This window comes from Noviherbaspirillum denitrificans, assembly GCF_002211445.1.
Lineage (GTDB): Bacteria > Pseudomonadota > Gammaproteobacteria > Burkholderiales > Burkholderiaceae_D > Noviherbaspirillum > Noviherbaspirillum denitrificans.
The window spans coordinates 1,582,626-1,606,913 of the sequence record NZ_LSTO01000001.1 but is presented as its reverse complement, the minus strand read 5'-3'; the positions used below and the strand labels follow the sequence as shown (position 1 = coordinate 1,606,913).

Sequence of the window (24,288 nt, the reverse complement as noted above, 5' to 3'; positions counted from 1 at the left end):
CCCCCCCCGCCAACCCCGCCGCTATCAAAGCGTCGTCCTTTCACCCGGCTTCGATGTTCATCATCAAACATGACTCCCAAGCAGCAGGGTGACGTAACCAGCCGCATGCATGCTTCAAGACATGGCGCCCGTGGTTCGTTGCCCCCTATACCATGCGCGACAACGACCGGAAAGCAGCAATGCGGCGGTTGCCGTCACTTGGCCGATCGTCGCGCTACCCACCAGAAGCCGGTTTTGCTCCGTCCTTGAACAGCAACTACGGCACTTCTTCCGGCGGCGGTCGTTGTCGAAACATAACAAGAAGCAGCAAGTCATAGGTGATTTTCACCGCTCCGGCCACGACCAATGGCCAGCCAAATGTCGAAGCGCTCAACATATAACCGGCAATCATCGGACTGACTGCCGAGGCCATGCTTCTCGGGACTGCGGTCACACTCGCCGCGGCTGCACGCTCTTCCGGCGTCACGATCGCCATCACGTAGGAACTTCGCGTGGGTACATCCATCTGGGACAGCGCGCTGCGGATCAACAGCAGGGCAACGGCCCAATGGAGCGTGGACATAAATGGTACGAGCACCAGGAGAATGTTTGCTGGTAGATGGGTGAAGACCATCGTGTTGACCAGGCCGATACGGTGGGCAATGCGCACCGCCACCAGGTACGAGGCGGCCGACAACACGCCAGTCCAGAAGAATATGGTGCCGGCGACAGCGGTCGATAACTCGAACTGCTGGAACAGCCACAAGGCAAGCAACGATTGCACTACCAAGCCGCCGCCAAATGCATCGAGACTGAACAGCGCAGCGAGGGTATATGCCGTTCTTCTGGATTGTTTTAGCGGTGCTCCCGGTACGCGCTCGCCATGTTCGACCTCCTGCGGGAGTGCGCGGTAAATTAAGCCGCATGCCAGTCCAATCAGTCCGTACAGTACAAACATCGACTGCAACACGGTCGTTGTGTCGACTTTCAGCAGACCGACGATCGCTTCATGCGCTCCGGCAAACAATGCGCCGAATGCCGCGGATAATGATCCGATCAGGCTGTAACGCGCAAATGCTGCGGTGCGCGTCTTGTCATCCACGGTATGCGACATCAGCGCGTGTTCAAGCGGGAGAAAGACACTGACATCACCGCTCGACGGGTTCAGGGTGCCGACAGCGGCAATGATGAGTAACGGTACGAAGTGCTGGACGAAGGCAAAGCCGAAGCCGGTCGCCGTCATCAGTAGTGAGGCGAGCAGGAGCAAACCTCGATACGAAAAGCGCCACGCGTGCAACCCCGTCAGCAACGTCAATACGCCTGAGCCGAGCAAGGTCGCCGTCGCCACCAGCCCGACCTCGACCGGCCCCATCCCGAGTGCGATCAGGTACAGCGGCAGCAACAGGCTCACATAGCCATCAGCAAAGGCCCTGAGGCCTCGCACGCACAACAGCCGACGTAACAACGCTGCGTTTGTCCCTGCCGGGTCCGGGGGGCGGAATTGCGTATCGAACCCCATTACAGTCATTCGCTTATCAATGGAGCAACGGATACAAACCCAGGCCCAACGCTGCTGCAGCAGCGATGACGACAGGCTCTTGCAATTTCTTGAATCGCCACAGCAGCGCAACCGTAATCAAGGCAATGACAGCGGTCGGGACATCGACAATCGACCGCTTGGCGATCACGATAACCGAGCCGGCGATGGCCCCGATGGCGGCGGCCGTAATGCCGTCGACGAACGCGATGACGCTTGGCAGCTTGCCGTATTTTTTGAAATACGGGGCGGGAATGATTGTGAACAGGTAGCACGGCAGGAAGGTCGCGCCTGCCGCGACTGCGGCGCCGGGCAAGCCGGCGACCAGGTAGCCGATGAAGCCGACCGTGATGACTACTGGGCCAGGTGTAATCATCGCAACGGCCACCGCGTCCACGAACTGCTTTTCGGTCAGCCATTGATGCTCGGTGACTGTGCCGCCATAGAGGAACGGAACGATGGCCAACCCAGATCCGAACACGAATGCGCCTGCCTTCGCAAAGAACAGAGCGATCTGCGTCAACTGGGAAGCATCCCACGTCCCGATCAAGCTTCCACCTATCGGCAGTTGCATAAGTGCAACCCCATTCAAGTTGCTTTTGCCAAGCCACCGTGGAGGAGCGCGCAGCAGCCAGACCAGCACGCCGGCGGCAATGAACAACCAAGCAATCTCGGACTCGGTTATGACGGTCACTACCGCCAGCACCAGGTAAATCGCCCACAGCAGTTTGTCCTTGCCGATGCTCTTCTCGGTCAGCTTTCTGGCACTCATCGCAATGATGCCGATCACCGCCGCGCCGACCCCATAGAAGACGGCCTGCATCCAGGAGATGCCGCCGAAGCGCACATACGCCCAGCCCAACGCCACGACCATGATGAACGACGGAACGACGAACGCGAGACCTGCCAGCGTTGCGCCAATAATGCGATAGTGCACATAGCCAAGGTAAATACCAAGCTGCGCCGCAAGCGGTCCCGGCGCTAACTGCGACAGCGCCAGGCCTTCCTTGTAGTCTGCCTCGGTAATCCATTTGCGCTGCTCGACCAGGTCGCGGTGCATGTAGCCTACAAGGGCCACCGGTCCACCGAATCCGAAGGCGCCCAGGCGGAGCATGTACAGGACGAGTTGCCAAAGCGTGTAGCTAGGTTTGTCGATGGAGTTGCTCATGACGTACGTTCTTTATTGAAGTGGGTGTACAGGGAATCAAGGACTGCGCTGATATCGGCAAGCAGCGCGTCGTCGTCGCCGTTGTGCCGTGCCCGGGCGCCTGCGAGGATGGCTTCAAATCCTGCAGCTTCAGCTGGAACCGTGCCGCCGACATCCAGTGCGTGGACAAGCGCAGCGAGCTTTGCGAGGCTTGAATCGCCGTCAAGGTTAAAGGTGGCGAGCAGCACCTCGAACGTGACTTTGTCGCCGACATGGGTAAAGGCCGCGCCGTCAAAATCAAACCCAAGCGCGTGCTCTGGACACGATGCCGGGGTATCAAGCCAGACGAAGCGGGCTTGACGGTCGATGAAGCGCTGAATCAGCCATGCGCTAGCGACACGGTCAACCCAGAGATTGCGGCGCGTCGCCCAGATCCGCGCCTGATAGTCCTCTTTCTTTAGCGGTGATATGGCACGCGCCTCAGGTACTGGTTCGCCAAGCGAGAGCACCGAGTTGGCCGCGTCTTCAAAGTCGGCCCAAGCCGCATCGGCTGCCAGGGACGCGTCATCCGGGAAGAAGTCGATGCGCCGAATGATTTCGCGCTCCTTGCGCAGGCGCTTGAGCGCTTTTGCAATGTCAGAGGGCGACTGGGAAGCCAGTTCCTTTCTGGCCTTTGTCAGCGTTTCGGCCAATGCGGCGTGCTCCTCTGCTCGGCTGAACAACGCCTGGAAGGCGGCCTGATCCGCAGCCGAACGGGCAGTAACGTCGACCACCCACGCTTGCCCCGCTTCCCCATTAGTTTGGGCCGCCAAGTTGGCCAGCTCCGCCGGAAGGCTATTCGTGCAAGGAAGGAGATAGGCACCGTCGCGCAAGGACGCACAGCCCAAGGCTTTGACGGCGCGCCATAGGCGCATGCGCGCGGTAGCACCAGAGGTCGGCAGGCTGACGACGAGAAGACACCAAGTTTGAGGATTTTCTGTCATGTAGTGTAAACTACATGATGTAATAATATTTACAATAATTTTTCAACGTCGACGCGGTCTATCGCCACGACGAACCCGTGTTCGCGGGCGACGAGCGTTTCTGAGCCAGCGCTGGACAATCGCCCTTTACCGCGACATGCGTGCAAAACTTGCCCGATGCCAGCGTTCAAATAGCTCGCCCCATAGTGCGGCCCATAGTCGAGCGGCCAATGGCCGCTGCGAGCACATCGGCTTGCGCAGCGCCCTCGGGAAGCGCCCGCGTCATGGTCGACAGCGACGCCAGAGCCGTTTTGGGATATGTAGAGCGCAGCGTGATGCCCCGCACATGCTAGCAAGACGTACCTCAGTTACGATGGATAGCTAGCACGAGAAATCGACAACGAAATCCTTGACTAGCTGCAATGAGTACGGGGCAGCCGCTCTCGCATATTCGCGACACGCTCGATAGCACTTCTCTAAATATTTGATTTTTAAATAAATTTGAGACCATTTCCTGCATTTTTTGCTTAGATATCGGCGACAACTATCTCCTTTAAAAAGCACACAGAGGGAAATTTCGGAACACCGAACTCCCTGCTCAGCAGGGTACGCGGCGTGGAGCGGTACACATAGTCGAGCAGCTCTTCGGAAATGATGCGCGAAAACTGATCGAAGTCGGCAACCGGATCCTCCATCTTGAAGTTGTGGAACAGGATCGCCCCGGACTCGGCAAGTGTTTCTTCTATCCATGCGCGATGTTCGCGCGCCCATTCCAGCAGACGGCATCGTTGCGTCCCTGCGTCAAGCACGAGCGGAAGTCACTGTGCGTTCCACGACAAGGCCTCCACCCCGTCCGGCACATCAATCGCGGCAATCATATGTTTCCCGAAGAAAAGATTTATCGGGATTCTAGTGCGCGCGCAAAAACATGTTTTTCAACAATTATTGTTGCGGCTGAAGCGTGCCGTTCAATGGGATCGATGTAGCGGGTGGATTGGGCAAAGCGGGTTTTATGCGCTCCGCCACCAGCCGCTGCAACTGCCAGAGATAGCGGTCATGAATCCCGCGCTCCTCCAGCTTGCACACGGTATTGAACAGGTACTCGGCGCCGGATCCCCAGTGCCCGCACGCCTTGACCAGGACCTCGGCCGTCTCCTCCGGGCTGAGCTTGCCGACATAGGCGCGCGCCGTGCGGTTCATGACGAAGGCAATGGCGCGCAAGCGAATTCCATCGCTAACAACGGTTACCCAGCGCGGAGAGGTATTGGCTGGCTTGACAGTGATTTCCCGCCTGCACAGCCTGTCGACCTGTTCGCGGAGCGAGGCTGCAGGCAGCCGGAGAAGCACGCCCTTGCATTGACCGCCCCGGTCAAGCGCCATCATCAGGCCGGGGCATTCCCGGGTGCCGCGGAAGCGCCAGACCCGGAAGCAGAATGAACGGTGCCAGCCTTGCGCTGTGCCGCAGCGTTCTTCCACATGCTCGCATTCCGGCTTCCAGATCAATGAGCCGTAGGCGAACAGCCACGCATCTTCTCCGTCTGCGTGCGAGGAGAGAAGCCTGGATGTCATTGCGTGGTAGTCGTCGTCGGTCTGGTGGTCCAACCCCGGAAGAGGACCGCCGTCCTCGACCTGCCGATGGACCAGGGTCACCATCTCCTGCGTCAGGTCCATGCGGCGGATAGTCTTCATGCTTCGCTTCCCGGTGTCGGCTGCATCTCCCGGCGATGCGGGTAATGGGGTGGAAACTCGTCTTCCGCCATCTGGTCTTCATGGATCGTGGTATTGACGTAGTCCGCATACGCGGCCGATTCGTCTCCTGTCCACAAGCCGCTGCCCCAGCGCATGCTCGCTTCCAGGACGTACTCGCATAATCCTTTCATGTCCGTTTCCTTGCCAGTCAAATGAACCCGGCGAGCATGCCCGCACCCGCTGCTGCCAGCAGTAGGCCCGCGACATACCCAATCAGCTCGCCGCCCGGCAGCACTTTTTCGAGGAAGACATAGGCCGCGACGCCCGCGATCCACAGCACATTCATCACACCGCCGACGAACAGCAGCAGCATCAATCCCCAGCAACAGGCGACGCAGAACAAACCGTGGCGCGCCCCCATGCGGAAGGCCCCGGCCGGGCCGGGATACCAGTGCGCGGAGAGGAATTCGAGCGGCGACCGGCACAGGCGCAGGCAGGCGCGCTTGAGCGGGGTGAACTGGTAAATGCCCGCGCCCAGCAGCAGCGCGCCGCTCAGCTGACTGCTGTCCGACTCCATCATCGGCGTCAGCCATTCCGCCCATTCCAGCAGGAATTGCACCAGCAGCGCCGCGAGGCTGAAGGCGGCCCACAGCGCGATGTAGCCGGCCGCGAACAGCACCGGCGCATAGGGGGACGCGGTCGCGCTCCTGCGCGACACGGTATTGAACAGCAGGATGGCCGGCGCCGCGCTGGGGAGCATCATCGCCATCATCATCACCAGCCACATTACGAACATCACCAATGCATGGCCCGCAGTCCACGGCCACGTACTCATGGGCATGCTCATGCCGCCCATGTCTTGCGTGGTCCCTGCGCCGCCGAGGAGATAAGCCCAGGACAAGGCAACGACCGTCGCGAGCCCGGCCAGCGTGACCAGGCGTTCACGGCGGAGAACGCGCTCCAGCAGGGCGGCCGCCATGGAAGCGACAGTGGTTCAGGCCGCGACGCCGTCCGGCGTCTGCACGACGTGGGCAAGCGTGCTGTGCGAACCGTTGGTGTCGAACTTGACTGCGGCAAGGCTGTGGATGACAGCCGATGCCACTTCGCCTTCGCGGTGCTCGAAGCCTTCCGGCATCATCACCTGTATCCGGTGCGGCAAGCCGGTCACCGGATTCTTGATCGGCTCGGTCGTCGATTCCAGCGCACCGGGAATGAGCACGCGGGCGGTGCGGGCATCCTTGTCAAACTCGAATGTGATCGGCGCAAAGATCGGATCATGCATCTTCGTCACGATCAGGCTGACGATATGGAACAGCGTCCCTTCGGCCGAGTGCTTGCCCGACATGATCTCGAACAAGCCCTCGCGCTGCTCGGCAGTGGCACGTTCATCGATGATAGGTTGCGCCTCGCCGTTGCCTTCATGCAAGGCGCCGGGGAAATGCACGGTGACAAAGAAGCTGAGGCCGTCGAGCCTGGTTTGCCCGAAATAGCCTTTGGTGATGTGCATGCCGACGAAGCCGCTGCACTCGCCGTGGGTAGGACGGGCATTGAAATCGCAGGGACAGCCCCATGCGCAGATGCAACTCTTGAGCCATTCGCCTTCCAGGCGCCAGTCTGATCGGGCCATGATCGCCTCCTTTCCACGGCAGTGGGGGAATGCGGCGCGCCAGGCGTGCGAAAGCGCGCCGCCCTGTAGGTTGGCGGGAAATCAGTACCAGTGTAGTTCGCTTTGCGGCGAATGGAAGCGGGTTGCGCAGGACGTGCTTCCGCGGGTGCGCGCAGAAGCACGTCCAGGGCGTTTACAACACGAAGTCGCTCGCGCTCAACGAATTGAGGCCGGTCAGCTTGATCGCGAACTCCGCCGTCGAGTCGGCATCGGTGCTGCCGTAGATCATCAGCGTCTTGGTGTAGGACGAGTACACGTAGCGAAGCTGGCCCGTGGCGTTCGACGAGAAGTTCTTGCTGCCGATGAAGGTGAATGCCTCGTTCGTTGACGACGTCGCTGCATTCGCATCCAGGAGTGAGAGGTCTATCTTGTCAGTACCGCGAACAAAGTCCGTGATCACATCACAGGTGCTGCTGGTGTTGCCGGTATCGCTGAGCGCGTCGAAGCGGAAGAAGTCGCCGCCTCCGCCGCCGGTGAGGGTATCGATGCCGGTGCCGCCGTCGAGGACGTTGGCGCCGCTGTTGCCGGTCAGCTTGTCATCGAAGCTGGAGCCGGTCAGGTTTTCGATCGCCAGCAAGGTGTCCGAGCCCGAACCACCGGTCGCCTGCGCCGTGGTCAGCGCCAGGCTGACGGTAACGCCGGCGGTGGCAAAACTGTAGTCCGCCGTGTCGGTACCTGCGCCGCCGTTCAGGGTATTGTTGCCCGCGCCCGAGAACAGGATGTTGTTGAGGCTGTTGCCGTTGATGGCGCCGCTGCCCAGCGCACGTCCGTTTTCCACGTTCGCGCTAAGCGTGTAGACGGCGAGGTCGACGTTGACCGTGTCGATGCCGCCGGTGGCGCTGGCTTCGACCACGACATCGCCGAGGTCGTCGACCACGTAGGTGTCGTTGCCGTCACCGCCCTGCAGGATGTCCGCACCGGCGCCGCCGTCGAGGATGTTGGCGCCTGCGTTGCCAGTCAGCGTGTTGTTGCCGGCGTTGCCGGTGCCATTGATGTTGCCGCTGCCAGTGAGGGTCAGGTTTTCGACATTGGCAGCAAGCGTGGTACTGATGCCGCTGGAGATGGTATCGGTGCCTTCATTGGCATTCTCTATCACCACGTCGCCGCTATTGTCGATGATGTAGGTATCGTCGCCGACGCCACCCTGCAAGGTGTCGACACCGAGGCCGCCGTCGAGCACGTTGGCGGCACTATTGCCGGTGATTGTGTTGTCCAGCGCATTGCCGGTGCCGTTGATCGCTGCCTGTCCTGCCAGCACGAGTTTTTCGACATTGGCGGCGAGCGTATGGGATACGGTCGACGTGACAATGTCCACGCCCTGGTTCGCGGCTTCCACAACCGCATCGGCAGCGTTGTCAACGAAATACGCATCATTGCCGTCACCGCCCGCCATGGTGTCAGCACCCGCGCCGCCATCGATCCTGTCGTTGCCGCCGTTGCCCGTCAGGATGTCATTGCCATCGCGGCCGAACATCAGCGAATCGGCATCGGTGCCGGTCAGCGCATCGTTGCCGGACGTACCCAGCAGCAGGTCGCTGAGCAGCCAGGTGCTGCCGTCGGCAAAGCGGACCTGGTCGACGCGGAAGCGGCTGTCCTGGTACCACGACTGCAGCGTCAGCGTGTCGCCGGTGCCCGCGATGCCGATGATCATGTTGTTGCCATCGCGGCTCATGTTCAGGTCTTCCGCGCGGATGTCAGCGCCAAGCTCGAGGATGTCGGCCTGGCTGGTCATCCAGTCATCTTCGTAGATCACATCCTGGCCAGATCCACGGCCGAAGCGGTAGGTGTCTCCGCCAAAGCCGCCGCTCAGGATATCGTTGCCGGCGCCGCCGTCGAGGATGTCCATGCCGTCGCCACCGCTCAGGTTGTCGTTGCCGGCGCCGCCCAGCAGCGTGTCATTTCCGGCGTAACCCATCAGTGTGTCGTCGCCGTCCATGCCTTGCATCACGTTGGCTTGGCTGTTGCCGTACATCGTGTCGCTGCCGGCCGTGCCGACCGGGGCGGAAGCGGTATCCATCAGCTTGTCCGTGTTCCACACGGTGCCGTCGGCAAAGCGGACCTGGTCGACGCGGAAACGGCTGTCCTGGAACCAGGACTTCATGGTCAACGTGTCAGTGGAGCCATTGATGCCGAGAATGAGGTCGTTGCCGTCGCGCAGCAGGGATATATCGGCGGACGCAATGCCGGCGCCGAGTTCAACCGTGTCGGCCTGGCTGGTCATCCAGTCGTCTTCGTAGATCGTATCCTGGCCCGAACCGCGACCGAAGCGGTAGGTATCGCCGCCGAAGCCGCCGCCGAGGATGTCGTTGCCGGCGCCGCCGTCGAGCGTGTCCATGCCGTCGCCGCCGCTCAGGTTGTCATTGCCGTCGCCGCCGTTCAGCACGTCGTTGCCGCCATAGCCCAGGATCACGTCATCGCCGGCCATGCCATTGAAGCCGTTGTCCTTGCTGTTGCCGTACAGCGTATCGTTGCCCGCGGTGCCGACCGGTGCGGAGGCGGTGTCCATCATCGTGTCGACCGTCCAGACCGTGCCGTTCGCAAAGCGTACCTGCTCGACGCGGAAGCGGCTGTCCTGGAACCACGCCATCATGGTCAGTGTGTCGGTGGTGCCGTTGATGCCGAGGATGAGGTTGTTGCCGTCGCGGACGAGCGTGACATCCGCCGGCACGACGTCCGACGCCAGCTCGACGGTGTCGGCCTGGTTGGTCGTCCAGTCGTCTTCGTAGACCACGTCCTGGCCCGATCCGCGACCGAAACGGTAGATGTCGCCGCCGAGGCCGCCGCCGACTACGTCGTTGCCGGCGCCGCCATTGATTACGTCGATGCCGTCTCCGCCACTGAGATTGTCATTGCCGTCGCCGCCAAGCAGGATGTCGTCCCCCGCACCGCCATTCAGCTGGTCGTCACCCGCGCCGCCACTCATCCAGTCATTGCCGCCGTTGCCGAACAGGGTGTCATTGCCGCCTTCACCCAGCAGCATGCTGTCGGCGTCGGAGCCACTGAGGCTGTCGCCGCCGGCAGTACCGATCTTGATTTCATCGCCCAGCAGCATGGTCTGGCCATCGGTGAAGCGCAATTGCTCCACGCGGAAGCGGCTGTCCGTAAACCAGTTGACCACGGTCAGCGTATCGCTGGTGCCGGCAATAGAAAGAACCAGGTTGTCGCCGGTGCGCTGGAAGGACAAGTCGTCCAGCTTCACATTGGTGCCCAGTTCAAGCGCGTCGATCACGCCGGCAGTGTTGTCGTCCTCATTGATCGTGTCCTGGCCCGATCCGCGCCCGAACCGGTAGACGTCGGCCCCACTCCCGCCTTCAAGGATGTCGTTGCCCGCGCCGCCGTCCAGCAGGTCGTTGTCGTTGCCGCCGCTCAGGCGATCGTTACCGGTCCCGCCGGACAGGATATCGGCGCCGTTGCCGCCGACCAGCCAGTCATTGCCGCCATTGCCGCTGAGCGTATCGTTGCCGTCCTTGCCGACCATCAGGCTGTCCGCTTCGGTGCCCACGAATCCGTCGTTGCTGGCGCCGCCGAACGAGACATCGCTCAGCGAGTAGGACCGGCCGTCCGCGAACCGTACCTGTTCGATGCGGAAGCGGCTGTCCTGGTACCAGGATTGCAGGGTCAGAGTGTCCGGGCTTCCCGCGATGCCGATGATCATGTCGTTGCCGTTGCGGGTGATCACCAGGTCTTCCACGCCGATGTCAGCGCCGAGCTCCACGGTGTCGGGCTGGCCGGTGGTCCAGTCGTCGTCCACGACCACGTCCTGCCCCGATCCGCGGCCAAAGCGGTAGGTATCGCCGCCCGAGCTGCCGGCGAGGATGTCGTTGCCGGCGCCGCCGTCGAGCGTGTCCATCCCTTCGTCGCCGCTCAGGTAATCGTTGCCGTCGCCGCCCAGCAGCGTGTCGTTGCCGCCGTAACCGTACAGCACGTCATCGCCGCCCATGCCCTGCATCAGGTTGCCTTCGCTGCTGCCGTACATCGTGTCATTGCCGGCGCTGCCAATCAGCGTGGAGGCGGCATCCAGCATCTTGTCCGTGCCCCAGATGGTGCCGTCGGCGAAGCGCACCTGCTCGACGCGGAAGCGGCTGTCCTGGAACCAGGACGACATGATCACGCGGTCCGTGGTTCCCTTGATGCCGAGGATGAGGTTGTTGCCGTCGCGCTGCAGGAGTACATCCTCAGGCAGGATGTTGGTGCCAAGCTCGATGGTGTCGGCCTGGCCGGTGGTCCAGTCGTCTTCGATGATCAGGTCCTGGCCCGATCCGCGTCCGAACCTGTAGGTATCGCCGCCCCGGCCGCCGCTCAGCACGTCGTTGCCGGCGCCGCCGTCGAGGATGTCGATGCCTTCGTCGCCGTTCAGGTTGTCGTTGCCGTCGCCACCCAGCAGCGTGTCATTGCCGTCGCCGCCGTACAGGACGTCGTCCCCGCCCATCCCGTTGAAGCTGTTGTCCTTGCTGCTGCCGTACAGCGTATCGCTGCCCGCGGTGCCAACCGGCGCCGAGGCGGTATCCGCCAGCGCGTTGGCATCCCAGGTCGTGCCGTTTGCAAAGCGCACCTCTTCCACGCGGAAGCGGCTGTCATGGAACCAGGCCGACATGCGCAGGGTGTCTCCGGTCGCGTCGATGCGCAGCACCAGGTCATTGCCTTCGCGGACCAGGGTGACATCGGACGGCAGCACGTCGGCTGAGAGCTCGACGGCGTCGGCCTGGCCTGTTATCCAATCGTCTTCGATGATGAGGTCCTGGCCCGATCCGCGTCCGAACTTGTAGGTATCTCCGCCCCGGCCGCCGCTCAGCACATCGTTGCCGGCGCCGCCGTCGAGGATATCGGTGCCGTCGTCGCCGTTGAGGTTGTCGTTGCCGTCGCCGCCGAGCAGTACGTCGTTGCCGCTGGCGCCATACAGGATATCGTCCCCACCCAGGCCATCGAAGTGGTTGCCCTTGCTGTTGCCGTACATCGTATCGTTGCCTGCGGTGCCCACGGGCGCGGAGGCGGTGTCCCCCAGCACATTGGCATCCCATACGGTGCCGTTCGCAAAGCGCACCGCTTCCACACGGAAGCGGTTGTCCTGGAACCACGCCACCATGCGCAGGCTGTCGCCGGTGGCGTCGATGCGGAGCACGAGGTCAAAGCCTTCCCGCACCAGCGTGACGTCGGCGGGCAGCACATCAGCGGCCAGCTCGATGCTGTCGGCCTCGCCGGTCACCCAGTCATCCTCGCTGATCACATCCTGGCCATACCCGCGGCCGAACTTGTAGGTATCGCCGCCAAAACCGCCGCCGAGCGTATCGTAGCCGGGGCCGCCGTCCAGTATGTCCATGCCGTCGCCGCCGCTCAGGTTATCGTTCCCCTCAAGACCTGTCAGCGTATCGTTTCCGGCATCGCCCGACATAAAGTCGTCTTCGCTGGTGCCAATCAAGACATCGTTGCTCGTTGTTCCAGTCAACAAGGCCATTACACACTTCCTTTCTTGAGGTTATTGTTTTTAGTCGTTGCAGCACGACGAACGATCGTGCATTTCAAGCGACGGCGGCGAGCAGGCTCGCATTAATTGCTGCATAGCCGCAATCACGCGACCGGATTTCCTTATTCCGAGTCAAAAAGGCAATATGAAAATTCCCGCATGGAAATAATCGCGGGACGAAGAAAATTCCTTGCGGAAATATTGTTGAATGTTGGCGGGGGAACTGCGGGGAGAGATACGGCGGAAGCGGTGCGTGCTTCCGCCGCAGGAAGGATCAGACGGCTGCCAGCGCCTGTTCAAGGTCGGCCAGCAAGTCATCGGCATGCTCGATGCCTACCGACAGGCGGACCGTGTCTTCGGTAACGCCGGCCTTGGCCAGTTCTTGCGCGTTCAGCTGCCGGTGCGTGGTCGAGGCCGGATGGCAGGCCAGCGACTTGGCATCCCCGATGTTGACGAGGCGCGTGAACAGCTTGAGCGCATCCTGGAAGCGCGCGCCGCCTTCGCGCCCGCCTTCCACGCCGAAGGTCAGCACGCCGGACGGACGGCCGCCGAGGTACTTCGTCGCCAGCGCATGATCGCGATGGTCCGGCAGGCCGGCATAGTTCACCCACTTGACCTTCTTGTGGCGCGCAAGGAATTGCGCGACGCGCAGCGCGTTCTCGGTGATGCGTTCGACGCGCAGTGCCAGCGTTTCGATGCCCTGCAGGATCAGGAAGGCATTGAACGGCGAAATCGCCGCCCCGGTATTGCGCAGCGGGACGACGCGTGCACGGCCGATAAAGGCGGCCGGCCCGAGCGCTTCGGTGTATACCACGCCGTGGTAGGAAACATCCGGCTCGTTCAGGCGGCGGAAGCGTTCCTTGTGCTCGGCCCAGGGGAACTTGCCGGAATCAACGATCACGCCGCCAATCGAATTGCCGTGGCCGCCGAGGTACTTGGTCAGCGAATGCACGACGATATCCGCGCCATGCTCGAACGGCCGCAGTAGGTAAGGCGTGGCGACGGTGTTGTCGACGATGAGCGGCACGCCGTGCTGGTGCGCGATGGCGGCAATCTTTTCGATATCGGTGATGTTGCCCAGCGGGTTGCCGATCGATTCGATGTACACCGCCTTCGTCTTCGCATCGATCAGGCGGCCAAAGGATTCCGGCTCGCGGTAATCGGCAAAGCGCGTTTCGATGCCGAACTGCGGCAGCGTGTGCGCGAACAGGTTGTAGGTGCCGCCGTAAAGCGTCGACGCGGAGACGATGTTGTCGCCGGCTTCCGCGATGGTCTGGATCGCGTAGGTGATCGCCGCTTGTCCCGACGCCAGCGCGAGCGCGCCGATCCCGCCTTCAAGCGCCGCGACGCGCTGCTCCAGCACGTCCTGCGTCGGGTTCATGATGCGGGTATAGATGTTGCCCGGCACCTTCAGGTCGAACAGGTCCGCGCCATGCTGCGTGTTATCGAAGGCATAGGACACGGTCTGGTAGATCGGCACCGCGACCGCGCGGGTAGTCGGATCGGGGCTGTAGCCACCGTGTACGGCGATGGTTTCGAGTTTCATGCGGTCTCCTTGCTTATCGTTGGTAGGAAGGCTTCACGAAGCCCTTGAAATGCTTGTCGACCACTTCGCGGAATTCCTGCGAACGGTAGGCGTCGGCGATGTCCTTCACGAACTGCTTGTCCTTGTCCTCGGTGCGCACCGCGACCAGGTTCTGGTACTGCGCGGTGGTGTCTTCCAGGCCGAGCGCTTCGGTCAGCTTGAGGCCGGACGCGATCGCGAAGTTGCCGTTGACGAAGGAGTAGTCGGTGTCGTCCAGCGAACGCGGCAATTGCGCGGCTTCCAGCGGCAGCAGCTTGATCTTCTTCGGATTGGCTTCAAGGTCTTTCTCGGACACGCGGATCGGGTCGAAGCCGGCCTTCAGCTTGATCCAGCCGAACTTGTCGAGCAGCACCAGCGCGCGCGCCTGGTTGGTGGGGTCGTTCGGCAGCGCGACCACCGCGCCCTCCTTCACGTCATTAAGCGAGCGGTGCTTCTTGCTGTAGATCGCGATTGGCGCGGTCGGCACCTTCACGACTTCGGACAGGTTGAGCTTGTGCTCCTTCTGAAACTTGTCGAGGTAGATCACGTGCTGGAACGCGTTCGCATCCAGCGCGCCCTGCGCCAGCGCGAGATTCGGCTGCACGTAATCATTGAACTCGACGATCTTTACCTTGTAGCCTTTCTTCTCGAGGATGGGCTTGATGCCGAGTTTGATCTGGTCACTGTACGGGCCGGCGGTGGCGCCGAAGACCAGTTCCTTCTTTTCCGTATTGGCGGAAGAGAACAGCGGTGCGGCGACCAGCGCGGCGGCGATGGTGCCGAGGATGGTGCGGCGCAGTCGGGCGGAGAAGGCGTTGGGTCTGTTGGACATGTTGACTCCCTTATCGTTTGTTGAGGTGGTGTGCGACACGGTTGCCCGTGAATTGAATGATCTGGACGAGGACGACGAGCAGTGCGACGGTGGCAACCATCACGTCGGTCTGGAAACGGTAATAGCCAAAGCGGATCGCGAGATCGCCGATGCCGCCGCCGCCCACCACGCCGGCCACCGCCGAGTAGGACAGGAAGCTGACGGTCAGAACGGTCAGCGCCAGCACCAGGCCGGAGCGCGCCTCGACCAGCAGCACGCGGAACACGATCTGCAGTTCGGTCGCGCCCATCGCATGCGCTGCCTCGACCGCGCCGCGCGGCACTTCGCGCAGCGACTGTTCGACCAGGCGGGCGAAGAAGGGAATTGCCGCGAACGACAGCGGGATCGCCGCTGCCACCGGCCCGATCGAGGTGCCGGCGATCACGCGGGTGAACGGCACCAGCGCGACCAGCAGGATAATGAAGGGGAAGGAGCGAACCGTATTGATGATCCAGTCCAGCACGAAGAACACGCTGCGGTTCTCCAGCGACTGCCCCTTCCCGGTCAGGAACAGCAGGATGCCGAGCGGCCCGCCCAGCAACACAGCGGCCGAGACCGCGATGCCGACCATGAGGAAGGTCTGCCCGAGCGCGACCCAGATCTCGGGCAGCAGGTCGATGATGTTGTCACGCATAGTGCAGCTCCTTGGCGATATCGGTCAGGACGCCGTGCGCCTGGTCCGTTGAAAACTGTTCGACCACCCTGCCGTGTTCCATCACGGCGACGTTGCGGCACAGTGCGCGCACCACCGACATTTCATGCGTGACGATGACGATGGTCACGCCGAGCTTCTGGTTGACTTCCTTCAGCACGTCGAGGACGGAGCGCGTGGTCTGCGGGTCGAGGGCGGAAGTCGGTTCGTCACACAGCAGGATGGACGGGCGTGTCGCGAGCGCGCGCGCGATTGCCACACGCTGCTTCTGGCCGCCGCTCAGCTGCGCAGGATAGGCATCGGCCTTGTCCTGCAAGCCGACAATCGCGAGGCATTCACGGACGCGGTCCGCGATCTCGGCGCGCGTCGCGCCATGGATACGCAGCGGAAAGGCGACGTTGTCGGCAACGGTCGCGTTCTGCAGGAGGTTGAACTGCTGGAAGATCATGCCGATGGAGCGGCGCAGGTCGCGCAGTCCGGCCTTGGAGAGTGCGGTTACATCCCGGCCGTCGACATGCACTTCGCCGGTGTCGGGCCGTTCGAGGAGATTGACCAGGCGCAGCAGCGTCGACTTGCCGGCGCCGCTGGTGCCGATGATGCCGAAGGTGTCGCCGCGACGGATGGCGAGCGAGGCATTGTCGACTGCCTTGAAGCTGCCTTTCGGCGTGGCGAAGGATTTGCTGACGTTGCGGAGACGGATGATGCTGTCGTCGGGGTTGCTCATCGTGTTGTCCTGTTCTTGTTATGCGTATTCGCGGGTTGCGAATGCGCTGGCACGATGAAACTTTATGGGAAAGGGTTAATGAGGAAAACGAATTATTCTGCGATTGAATATTCGTTTTTTGGATGAGCGCGTTAAGATCCGTAGGGTGCGCCCCGCGCACCCTACTCTCTACTCGCCGTCATCCTTGCCGCGGTTGATCGGATGCAGCAACGAAGCAATCACCAGCACAACCAGCAACACTCCCGTAACGGTATCGAGCATGTCCATCATCATGCCGCCTGCAACGAGTAGTCGCGGAACTGCGTGCGCAACACATTCTTCATGACCTTGCCCGTCGCACCAATGGGCAGCGCATCCACGAACACCACATCATCCGGACGCCACCACTTCGCGATCTTGCCGTCGTAGAAAGCCAGCAAGTCTTCGCGGGTTGCCGCTGCATCCGGCTTCTTCACGACAACCAGCAGCGGCCGTTCATCCCACTTCGGATGATGGACACCGATGCAGGCCGCCTGTTCCACATCCGGGTGCTGCATCGCGATGTTTTCCAGGTCGATGCTGCCGATCCATTCGCCGCCGGACTTGATGACATCCTTGCTGCGGTCGGTAATCTGCAGGTAGCCGTCGCTGTCGATCGTCGCAACGTCACCGGTGGGGAACCAGCCGTCTTGCAGCGCATCGCCGCCCTCGCCCTTGTAGTAGCCGCTGATGACCCATGGCCCGCGTGCCATCAGATTGCCCGGCGTCTTGCCGTCCCATGCTACTTCCTGGCCCTCGTCGTCGACGATGCGGATATCCACGCCCGACAGCGCGTGACCCTGCTTTTCGAGGATGGCAGCCTGTTCATCCGGCGCCAGGTCGAGATGCTTGGCCTGCAGGCGGCAGGCGGTGCCGAGCGGCGAGAGTTCGGTCATGCCCCAGGCATGCACCACCTCCACCGCGTGCTGCTTGCGGAAGGTTTCCATCATTGCCGGTGGACAGGCCGATCCGCCGATCACCGCGCGGTTCAGCGTGGCGAGCTTCTTGGCGTTCTGTTGCAGGTAGCCGAGCAAGCCGAGCCACACAGTGGGCACGCCTGCCGACAGCGTCACGCGCTCGCTTTCGAACAATTCATGGAGCGATTTGCCATCGGTTGCGGGTCCGGGGAACACGAGTTTGGCGCCGGTCAGCGGCGCGCTGTACGGCAAGCCCCAGGCATTGACGTGGAACATCGGCACCACCGGCAGGATCACGTCGCGCGAGGACAGGCCAAGCGCGTCGGGCATGGTTGACGCATAGGCGTGCAGGACAGTGGACCGGTGCGAATACAGCGCACCCTTAGGATTGCCCGTGGTACCGGAGGTGTAGCACAAGCCGGAAGCAGTGTTCTCGTCGAACTGTGGCCATGCGAACGCGTCGGAGTGCGCGGCGAGCAGTTCTTCGTAGCACAGCAGGTTCGCGATTGTGGTCTCTGCCGGAAAATGTTCGCGTCCGCACAACGCAATGAAGGCCTTGACTGTCGGGCATTGCGGCGCAATCGCTTCGACCAGCGGCAGGAAACTCAGGTCGAAGAACAGCAACAGGTCTTCCGCATGATTGACGATGTACGCAACCTGTTCGGCGAACAGGCGCGGGTTGACGGTGTGCAGAACGGCTCCCGATCCCGAAACCGCGTAATACAGCTCGAGGTGTCGGTAGCCGTTCCAGGCCAGGGTCGCAATGCGGTCGCCCTGCCCCGCGCCGAGCGCGGCCAGCGCATTGGCCAGCGTGCGCGCGCGTCGGTGGCAGTCGCGGTAGGTATAGCGATGGATGTCGCCTTCTACGCGCCGCGACACGATTTCGGTATCGCCGTAATGTCGGTCCGCGTGCACCAGCAGGTTGGAGATCAGCAAGGGCTGGTGCATCATTTGCCCCGGCAAGGGGCGCTTCACGCTGTTCGGCATGCCGTGCTTCCTCCCCGTTCCGCCACCAGTACGACCTCTTGGGCGGCGGTGCCTGCGGCGACACACATCACCAGCGCCAGGATGGTTGGGAAGTGCCTGTTCGTTTTCATCGTTATCCTCCTTCAGCGCCAATATACGGAGGGGATTTATAAGGAGAAACGAAGCATTTCACCTTTTCATATGCACAATCCGCCTAGTGACCGAAACCGCATATGGACATGCCGAATCCTTCGTTGGGGACCCGCCGGGATGGAAGTACATTGCGGTAATGCCAACCCCTGTATCAGTCCGACGTACTGAACACGTTGATTGAATGATTTGTGTGACGAATGGTTGGATAGGGTGCGCATGGCGCACCCTACGAATTATTCACGCCCATGCTTCGGCGCGTGAAGACTCGCAAGCACAGACATTGCCGCCGATCCTTTTTGCCATCGACAGTGCCGTACCATACGCAGCGCTGGTCTTCGACAGCACCTCGTACCCATGCGCCTCATAGAAGCCGCGCGCGGTGAAGGTGCTGGTCACGCGCAGCGTCGACACGCCGGAGCGTTGCGCCTTCTGTTCTAGCGCCTGCAGCAGCAGCGAACCGATGCCGGTAAAACGCCATACGGGATCGACATGCAGCAGGACGATCTTGCCGGGGCGCGCGAGCATCGCCACGCCGACGACTTCATCTCCGACCGTCGCCACCAGCGGATAATGCGCCGGCCACGCAAACCAGCTTTCGACCGTATCGCGGGTCTTGTTACGCAGCCACTTGCCCAGGACTGCCGGATCGTTGCGGTGGTCTTCCACACAACATTCCTGGATGCTGCGCCGCAGGACATCGCACGCCGCATCCGCCTCGCGTGCCGTTGCCAGACGAATTCCTGTCATGGTTCACCTTTACAGTACCCCGGCCTTCTTCAGGTAAGTTCGAAGGATATTGCGACTCACATTGAGCAGTTTTGCCGCCTGCACCTGGTTGCGCTGCCGCACTTCCCACGCCGCGCGCACCAGTTCATGCTGGAGGGTCTCGAAACGGACTTCTTCGCCGGACTCGAGCAAATCGCGCCACGCGTCCCTGAAGCGCGCGAGCGCTGTCGCGACGACGGGTGGAGGAACGTCGCGGACGGCTTCCTGCAGGAACGGCGGTGAAAACGCGGACGGCACCAGCGGTTCGGGATGGAAGGCCGGCAGGTGCAGGTCTTCCGCGGTGACCACGCCATTCCTGCATACCAGCAGTGCCCGGTGGATGACGTTCTCCAGTTCGCGGATATTGCCGGGCCAGGGATAGGCCAGCAATGCGCGCTCGGCGCCGGGTTCGAGTTCGACATCAGCGTCGCCGACGCGGCGGGCATACGATTGCAGGAAATGCCGCGCCAGCGGCAGCACGTCACCGGTGCGTTCGCGCAGCGGACGCAGCGGCAAGCCGACCACCTTTAACCGGTAATACAGGTCTTCCCGGAAACGCCCGGCGCGGACTGCCTCGGCGAGGTCTACGTTAGTCGCCGCGATCAGGCGCACGTCGATCGGCACCGGCCTGCGCGATCCGAGGCGGACTACTTCCCGCTCCTGCAGCACGCGCAAGAGTTTTACCTGCATTGCCAGCGGCAAGTCGCCAATCTCGTCGAGGAACAGCGTGCCGCCGCTGGCCGCTTCGAACCAGCCGGCTTTCGACTGCTGCGCGCCGGTGAAGGCGCCGCGTTCGTAGCCGAACAGTTCGCTTTCGATCAGCGTTTCCGAGAAAGCGCCGCAATTGATCGCCACGAATTTTGCGTTGCGCCGGTTGCTCAGCGCATGCACATGGCGCGCCACCAGTTCCTTGCCGGTGCCGGTCTCGCCAGTAATGAGCACCGTCGCTTCGCTAGGCGCAATGCGTGCGATGAGGTCGTGCAGTTCGCGCGAGCGCGGGTCGCAGAATACAAACGCGGTGGCGCGCACCAGCAGGCTGAGCTGTTGCGCATCGCGAAAGGCGATCAGCGGTTCATCGTCCTGCGCGACGCCCTTGGCGATATTCGCGTTGCGGATGAAGTCGGAGGAGAGGTCGTGGGCTAGTAATTCCATGCTTTTACTATAGCCCTCGTCCTCCCGCAGAGGGAACGAATATTGCCGAAGTTGCATATCCGGATTCCATATAAAACAGCACTATGCAGTGACAGACTGCCTTTCGCGCACGTGCCCGACAAACGCCGTCACAACATCGGCGAGCTGGCGCTGCTGGTCAGGATCCCGCAGGCGGCCGAGCGCGTCGAGCGCTTCATTGCCTTTCGGAAGTACAAACTCCTGCTCGAAGCTGGCCGCCTTCAGGTTGCCGAGCAGCAGGCGCAGCTGCGCGAGTCCGCGACGTCCGCCGGCTTCACCGCGCGTGGCGGCGAGCAACAGGACCGGCTTGTCCTTGAACACCACATGCCGTTCTTCATTGTTGAACGGCCGCGAGAGCCAGTCGAGCGTGTTCTTCAGGAGCGGCGACGGGAAGCCGTTGTACTCGGGCGAGGCGATGAGCAGCGCGTCATGCGACTGCAGCAAGCTGCGCAGTTTGAGCGCCGCCGGCGGCAGGCCGAATTGCTCTTCGTAGTCGCCGTCGTAGAGCGGGATCGGGTAATCCCTGAGATCCGCCCAGGTGACGTGGACCGCCCCGGCAGTCTCGGCGGTCTCCGACGCGAGGACCGCAAGCTTCTTGTTCAAGGATTCGTTGCGCGTGCTGCCGGCAAAAGCGAGGATGTTCAATGGACGGGTCATGCTGGCTCCTTACAAAGTGTCGTCTTGCGTGGTGGTGTCGCGTGCGTCGGCGGATGCTTCCTGGTACGCGCGGTAGAGTTTTGAATACGGCCCGCCACGTGCGATCAAGTCGTTGTGGGCGCCCAGCTCGGCGAGGCGCCCGTTCCAGACCACTGCGATGCGGTCGGCGTCACGGATGGTGGACAGGCGATGCGCGATGATGATCGCCGTGCGGCCTTCGCACAGCCGGCGGAAGGCCGCCTGGATGCGCCGTTCGGTATGCAGGTCGACCGCCGACGTCGCTTCGTCCAGCACGAGCACGGCGGGATTGGCGAGATAGGCGCGCACCAGGCAGACCAGCTGGCGCTGGCCGTGGCTGAGGAAGGCGCCGAGCGGACCGACCTGGGTGTGGTAGCCGTCGGGCAGCCGTTCGAGCACTTCGTCGGCGCCGAGCTCGCGTACCGCCGCCACCAGCCGCGCATCGTCGGCACCGGGTGCGGCCAGGCGCAGGTTGTCGAGCACGGTACCGGAGAACAGCACGTTGTCCTGGAGGACAACGCCGACAGCCCTGCGCAATTCCTGCTGCGCATAGTCGCGCACGTCGATGCCATCCACCCGCACGCTGCCCTCCCCTGTTTCATAGAAACGCGTCAGCAGCTGCACCAGCGTACTCTTGCCATGTCCTGTCGGGCCGACGATGGCGAGCACCTCGCCTGCCGGGATGTCGAGCGAGAAGCCGTCGATCACCGGCCTGGCGGGATCGTAGCCGAAGCGAACCGCATCGAACCTTACCGCCCCGGCTGTATGCGGCGGCCGCACCGGCACGGTGGGATCGGCGATTTCCGGTTCGGTATCCAGCAGCAGGAAAATCCGCTGGGCCGAGGATGCGCCCGACGAGTAGCGTTCGAACAGGTCGTTCAATTCCTGCAGCGGACCGAGGAACAGGTGCACGTAGAACAGGCTCTGCGCAAGCTGCCCGACAGTCATTGACCCTTCCGCGATACCGATGCCGCCGCTGACCAGCAGCAGGCCCATGCCGGCGGTGCTAAGCAGTTGCGTGAACGGCAGGAACCAGCTCGCACGGACATTGCCGCCGATCAGTGTCCGATTGAAATCGTGCAGCAGCGCGCGGTAGCGTTCCGCATTCGCGCTTTCATTGACCGTCTGCTTAATGATGCGCACGCCGGACACGGTTTCGACGAGATGCGCGGTGAAACGCGCCCGGGCCTCAGCGACGCGCGCCCAGTTTTTTTGGGCGATGCGCTTGAACAGCCAGGTCGCCGCCGCCAGCACAGGCACGACCAACGCCAGCGCAGCGAACAGGCGCGGTGAAATCAGCCACAGCGCGACACTGGCCACCATGCAGCGCAGGAGCGCCGACAATAGTTCGGGCGGCCCCTGGATGATGAGCGGTTCCAGCGCATCGATGTCGCGGTCCGCACGGGAGATGATCCGTCCCGCCTTGGTCTGGTCAAAGTAGCGCACGCTCAGCGCCTGCACATGCGCGAAGACGCGCACCCGCAGTTCGTTCAGGATGCGGATGGCGGCGCTGCCGGCCAGGTATTGCGATACGCCGGACAGCAGGAAGCGGGCAGTCCAGCTCAATGCCAGCCCGGCCGCCATCCAGGCCAAAAGGGCGGTGTCGAGCCGCCATCCGTCCGCCGTGCGGATGAAGCCGAAGTCGATCACTTCGCGCAGGAACCACGGGCGCAGGAAGATCGCGCCGACCAGCAGCGACTCCAGCACCAGTACGGCGATGATGTGCCCCCTGACCTGCCGCAGCAGCGGCAGCAGCCGCCTGAACATGCTGCGGTCGAGCGCCTTCTTTGCCAGCGCCTGTTCCAGCTCGATATCGGTGAGCGGCCGGTTGCCGCGCATCTCATTGGCCATGATCGGCTCCCAGCAGTTCGCGGTATTCGGCGCTCGAATCGAGAAGGGAGGCATGCGTGCCTTCGGCGATCACGCTGCCGCGGCCCAGCACCGCGACGCGATCTGCCAGCAGGATCGTGGACAGCTTGCTGGCGACCATGACGACAGTGATGCCCTCGCCGGATGTCGCCGGCAGCGCGCGGATGTTGTCGAGAACGCAGCGTTCGGTCAGCGCATCGAGCGCACTTGTCGCGTCGTCCAGCACCAGGACGGATGGCCGCGCCAACAAGGCGCGGGCGATGCAGATGCGCTGGCGCTGGCCGCCCGATAGCGTGATGCCGCGGTCGCCCAGCCGGGTCGCAAAGCCGTCCCGCAACCCGTCCGGCACTTCATCGGCGGCCGCCAGTTCCAGCGCGCGTCGCATGTCCTGCTGGGTCGCATGGGGATTGGCGAGGCGCAGGTTGGCTTCCAGCGTGTCGGAGAACAGGAAGCTTTCCTGCGGCACCACATGCACCTTCTTGCGCAGCTCGTCGAGATTCAGGGTCGTCACATCCTGCCAGCCGGACCACGGAGACCCGACTTCGACCGATCCGCGGTCGGCGTCTAGCAGGCGCGGCAGCAACCCGGCCAGCGAACTCTTGCCCGAACCGGTCGCGCCGACGATGGCCACGACTTCGCCGGGGGCCACTTCAAGGCTGCAATCGCGCAGGATGGGCGTCGCGCTGCCGTTGGCGGATACACCGGCCCCGTTCAGCCGCACGCCGAGCGGACCGCCCGGAACGGCGGCCTGGCCGCTCTCGATCTGCGGCGTCTCGTCCAGCAATTCCCATATGCGCGCCGCCGAGGAGCGCGCGTCGGCGAATACCTGCATCACGCGGCCGATGCCTTCGATACGGAACACCAGCGTATTCGCCACCAGCAGGGAAGCGACCAGTTCGCCGGTATTGAGCTTGCCCTGTTGCACCAGCCAGGCACCGAATGCGAGGATCCACACGTGGCCGATGGCGACGATGGCTTGCGGCACCGGGATGCGCGACGACGAATACGCCATCGCGGTGCGCGCATGCTGCATGAATGCCTGCACATGGCCGGTGAAGCTGCCGATCCGCTGCTGCTCCAGCCCGAAGGACTTGATCACGCGGATGCCGTTGACACCCTCGCTCAAGTCCTGGTTCACGCGGTCGTAGGCGGCGCCCACGGCGCGGTCCAGCGCGACCAGCCGGTCGGTCTGCTGCACAAAGATGCCGATGCCGGCAAGGGTCAGCGCCAGCGGCACGAAACCGAGCCACGGGTGGTACCAGCACAGCAGCCCGACCGATGCGAGCAGCACCAGGCTGGTTTCGAACACTTGCCGCCAGAAGTTGATCAGCGCGTCGCGCACCTTGTCCGCGTCGCGCGTGGTGCGCGTGACGATCTCGCCCATGCCGTGCCGCCAGTGGTAGGCCAGGTCCAGCCGCTGCACCTGCAGCATGATGCGCTCGCGCAGCACATACAGCAGCTCTTGGCCGATGACCAGCGCCATCACGCCGCCGCCGTACTGGA

At 62.7% G+C, this 24,288-nt stretch carries 20 protein-coding genes; all 20 read right to left on the bottom strand.

Annotated elements, in window-relative coordinates; translation table 11 throughout:
* Positions 1 to 256 precede the first annotated feature (256 nt).
* Positions 257 to 1,498, bottom strand: a complete 1,242-nt coding sequence (locus tag AYR66_RS08025; RefSeq protein WP_088709682.1) for an MFS transporter — start codon at positions 1,496 to 1,498, stop codon at positions 257 to 259.
* A gap of 16 nt (positions 1,499 to 1,514) precedes the next feature.
* Complete coding sequence (locus tag AYR66_RS08020; protein ID WP_088707069.1) at positions 1,515 to 2,684, bottom strand: chromate transporter; 1,170 nt, start codon at positions 2,682 to 2,684, stop codon at positions 1,515 to 1,517.
* A complete protein-coding gene (locus AYR66_RS08015) occupies positions 2,681 to 3,646 on the bottom strand; it encodes a chromate resistance protein ChrB domain-containing protein (protein ID WP_088707068.1) in 966 nt (321 codons plus the stop codon). The genes AYR66_RS08020 and AYR66_RS08015 overlap by 4 nt, the downstream gene beginning before the upstream one ends.
* A 506-nt stretch (positions 3,647 to 4,152) precedes the next feature.
* Positions 4,153 to 4,434, bottom strand: a complete 282-nt coding sequence (locus AYR66_RS08010; protein ID WP_088707067.1) for a hypothetical protein — start codon at positions 4,432 to 4,434, stop codon at positions 4,153 to 4,155.
* 133 nt (positions 4,435 to 4,567) lie between these two features.
* Positions 4,568 to 5,314, bottom strand: coding sequence for a gamma-glutamylcyclotransferase (locus AYR66_RS08005; protein WP_088707066.1), 747 nt, complete (start codon positions 5,312 to 5,314; stop codon positions 4,568 to 4,570).
* The gene (locus AYR66_RS08000) at positions 5,311 to 5,505 is read right to left on the bottom strand and encodes a hypothetical protein (RefSeq protein ID WP_088707065.1); all 195 of its coding nucleotides are present in this window, start codon (positions 5,503 to 5,505) and stop codon (positions 5,311 to 5,313) included. Before AYR66_RS08000 ends, AYR66_RS08005 begins: the two co-directional genes overlap by 4 nt.
* A gap of 17 nt (positions 5,506 to 5,522) precedes the next feature.
* Positions 5,523 to 6,293, bottom strand: a complete 771-nt coding sequence (locus AYR66_RS07995) for a DUF2182 domain-containing protein (RefSeq protein ID WP_088707064.1) — start codon at positions 6,291 to 6,293, stop codon at positions 5,523 to 5,525.
* 15 nt (positions 6,294 to 6,308) lie between these two features.
* On the bottom strand, positions 6,309 to 6,941 hold the full coding sequence (locus tag AYR66_RS07990) for a DUF1326 domain-containing protein (RefSeq protein ID WP_088707063.1): 633 nt from the start codon (positions 6,939 to 6,941) through the stop codon (positions 6,309 to 6,311).
* 172 nt (positions 6,942 to 7,113) lie between these two features.
* Positions 7,114 to 12,432: a calcium-binding protein gene (locus AYR66_RS28255; protein ID WP_141104040.1), complete on the bottom strand. Its 5,319-nt coding sequence runs from the start codon at positions 12,430 to 12,432 to the stop codon at positions 7,114 to 7,116.
* Positions 12,433 to 12,715: 283 nt separating this feature from the next.
* Complete coding sequence (locus tag AYR66_RS07940; RefSeq protein WP_088707062.1) at positions 12,716 to 13,987, bottom strand: O-acetylhomoserine aminocarboxypropyltransferase/cysteine synthase family protein; 1,272 nt, start codon at positions 13,985 to 13,987, stop codon at positions 12,716 to 12,718.
* A 13-nt stretch (positions 13,988 to 14,000) separates the two neighbouring features.
* The gene (locus AYR66_RS07935) at positions 14,001 to 14,837 is read right to left on the bottom strand and encodes a MetQ/NlpA family ABC transporter substrate-binding protein (protein ID WP_088707061.1); all 837 of its coding nucleotides are present in this window, start codon (positions 14,835 to 14,837) and stop codon (positions 14,001 to 14,003) included.
* Positions 14,838 to 14,847: 10 nt separating this feature from the next.
* Positions 14,848 to 15,510 carry a methionine ABC transporter permease gene (locus AYR66_RS07930; protein WP_088707060.1) on the bottom strand — a complete coding sequence of 221 codons (663 nt, stop codon included), beginning with the start codon at positions 15,508 to 15,510 and terminating at the stop codon, positions 14,848 to 14,850.
* On the bottom strand, positions 15,503 to 16,252 hold the full coding sequence (locus AYR66_RS07925) for a methionine ABC transporter ATP-binding protein (protein WP_088707059.1): 750 nt from the start codon (positions 16,250 to 16,252) through the stop codon (positions 15,503 to 15,505). Before AYR66_RS07925 ends, AYR66_RS07930 begins: the two co-directional genes overlap by 8 nt.
* Positions 16,253 to 16,521: 269 nt before the next feature.
* The gene (locus AYR66_RS07920; RefSeq protein WP_088707058.1) at positions 16,522 to 18,174 is read right to left on the bottom strand and encodes a 3-(methylthio)propionyl-CoA ligase; all 1,653 of its coding nucleotides are present in this window, start codon (positions 18,172 to 18,174) and stop codon (positions 16,522 to 16,524) included.
* Complete coding sequence (locus AYR66_RS30365; protein WP_272938327.1) at positions 18,159 to 18,284, bottom strand: hypothetical protein; 126 nt, start codon at positions 18,282 to 18,284, stop codon at positions 18,159 to 18,161. Before AYR66_RS30365 ends, AYR66_RS07920 begins: the two co-directional genes overlap by 16 nt.
* A gap of 259 nt (positions 18,285 to 18,543) precedes the next feature.
* A complete protein-coding gene (locus AYR66_RS07915; RefSeq protein WP_088707057.1) occupies positions 18,544 to 19,053 on the bottom strand; it encodes a GNAT family N-acetyltransferase in 510 nt (169 codons plus the stop codon).
* A 9-nt stretch (positions 19,054 to 19,062) separates the two neighbouring features.
* Positions 19,063 to 20,223 (bottom strand): sigma-54 interaction domain-containing protein, encoded by a 1,161-nt coding sequence (locus AYR66_RS07910; RefSeq protein WP_088707056.1) that lies wholly within the window; start codon positions 20,221 to 20,223, stop codon positions 19,063 to 19,065.
* An 81-nt stretch (positions 20,224 to 20,304) separates the two neighbouring features.
* Positions 20,305 to 20,898, bottom strand: coding sequence for an NADPH-dependent FMN reductase (locus AYR66_RS07905; protein WP_088707055.1), 594 nt, complete (start codon positions 20,896 to 20,898; stop codon positions 20,305 to 20,307).
* A gap of 9 nt (positions 20,899 to 20,907) precedes the next feature.
* Positions 20,908 to 22,767: an ABC transporter ATP-binding protein gene (locus AYR66_RS07900; RefSeq protein WP_088707054.1), complete on the bottom strand. Its 1,860-nt coding sequence runs from the start codon at positions 22,765 to 22,767 to the stop codon at positions 20,908 to 20,910.
* Positions 22,757 to 24,288: ABC transporter ATP-binding protein (locus tag AYR66_RS07895; RefSeq protein ID WP_088709680.1), on the bottom strand; the 1,532-nt coding region annotated here is incomplete at its 5' end. The genes AYR66_RS07900 and AYR66_RS07895, both read right to left, overlap by 11 nt.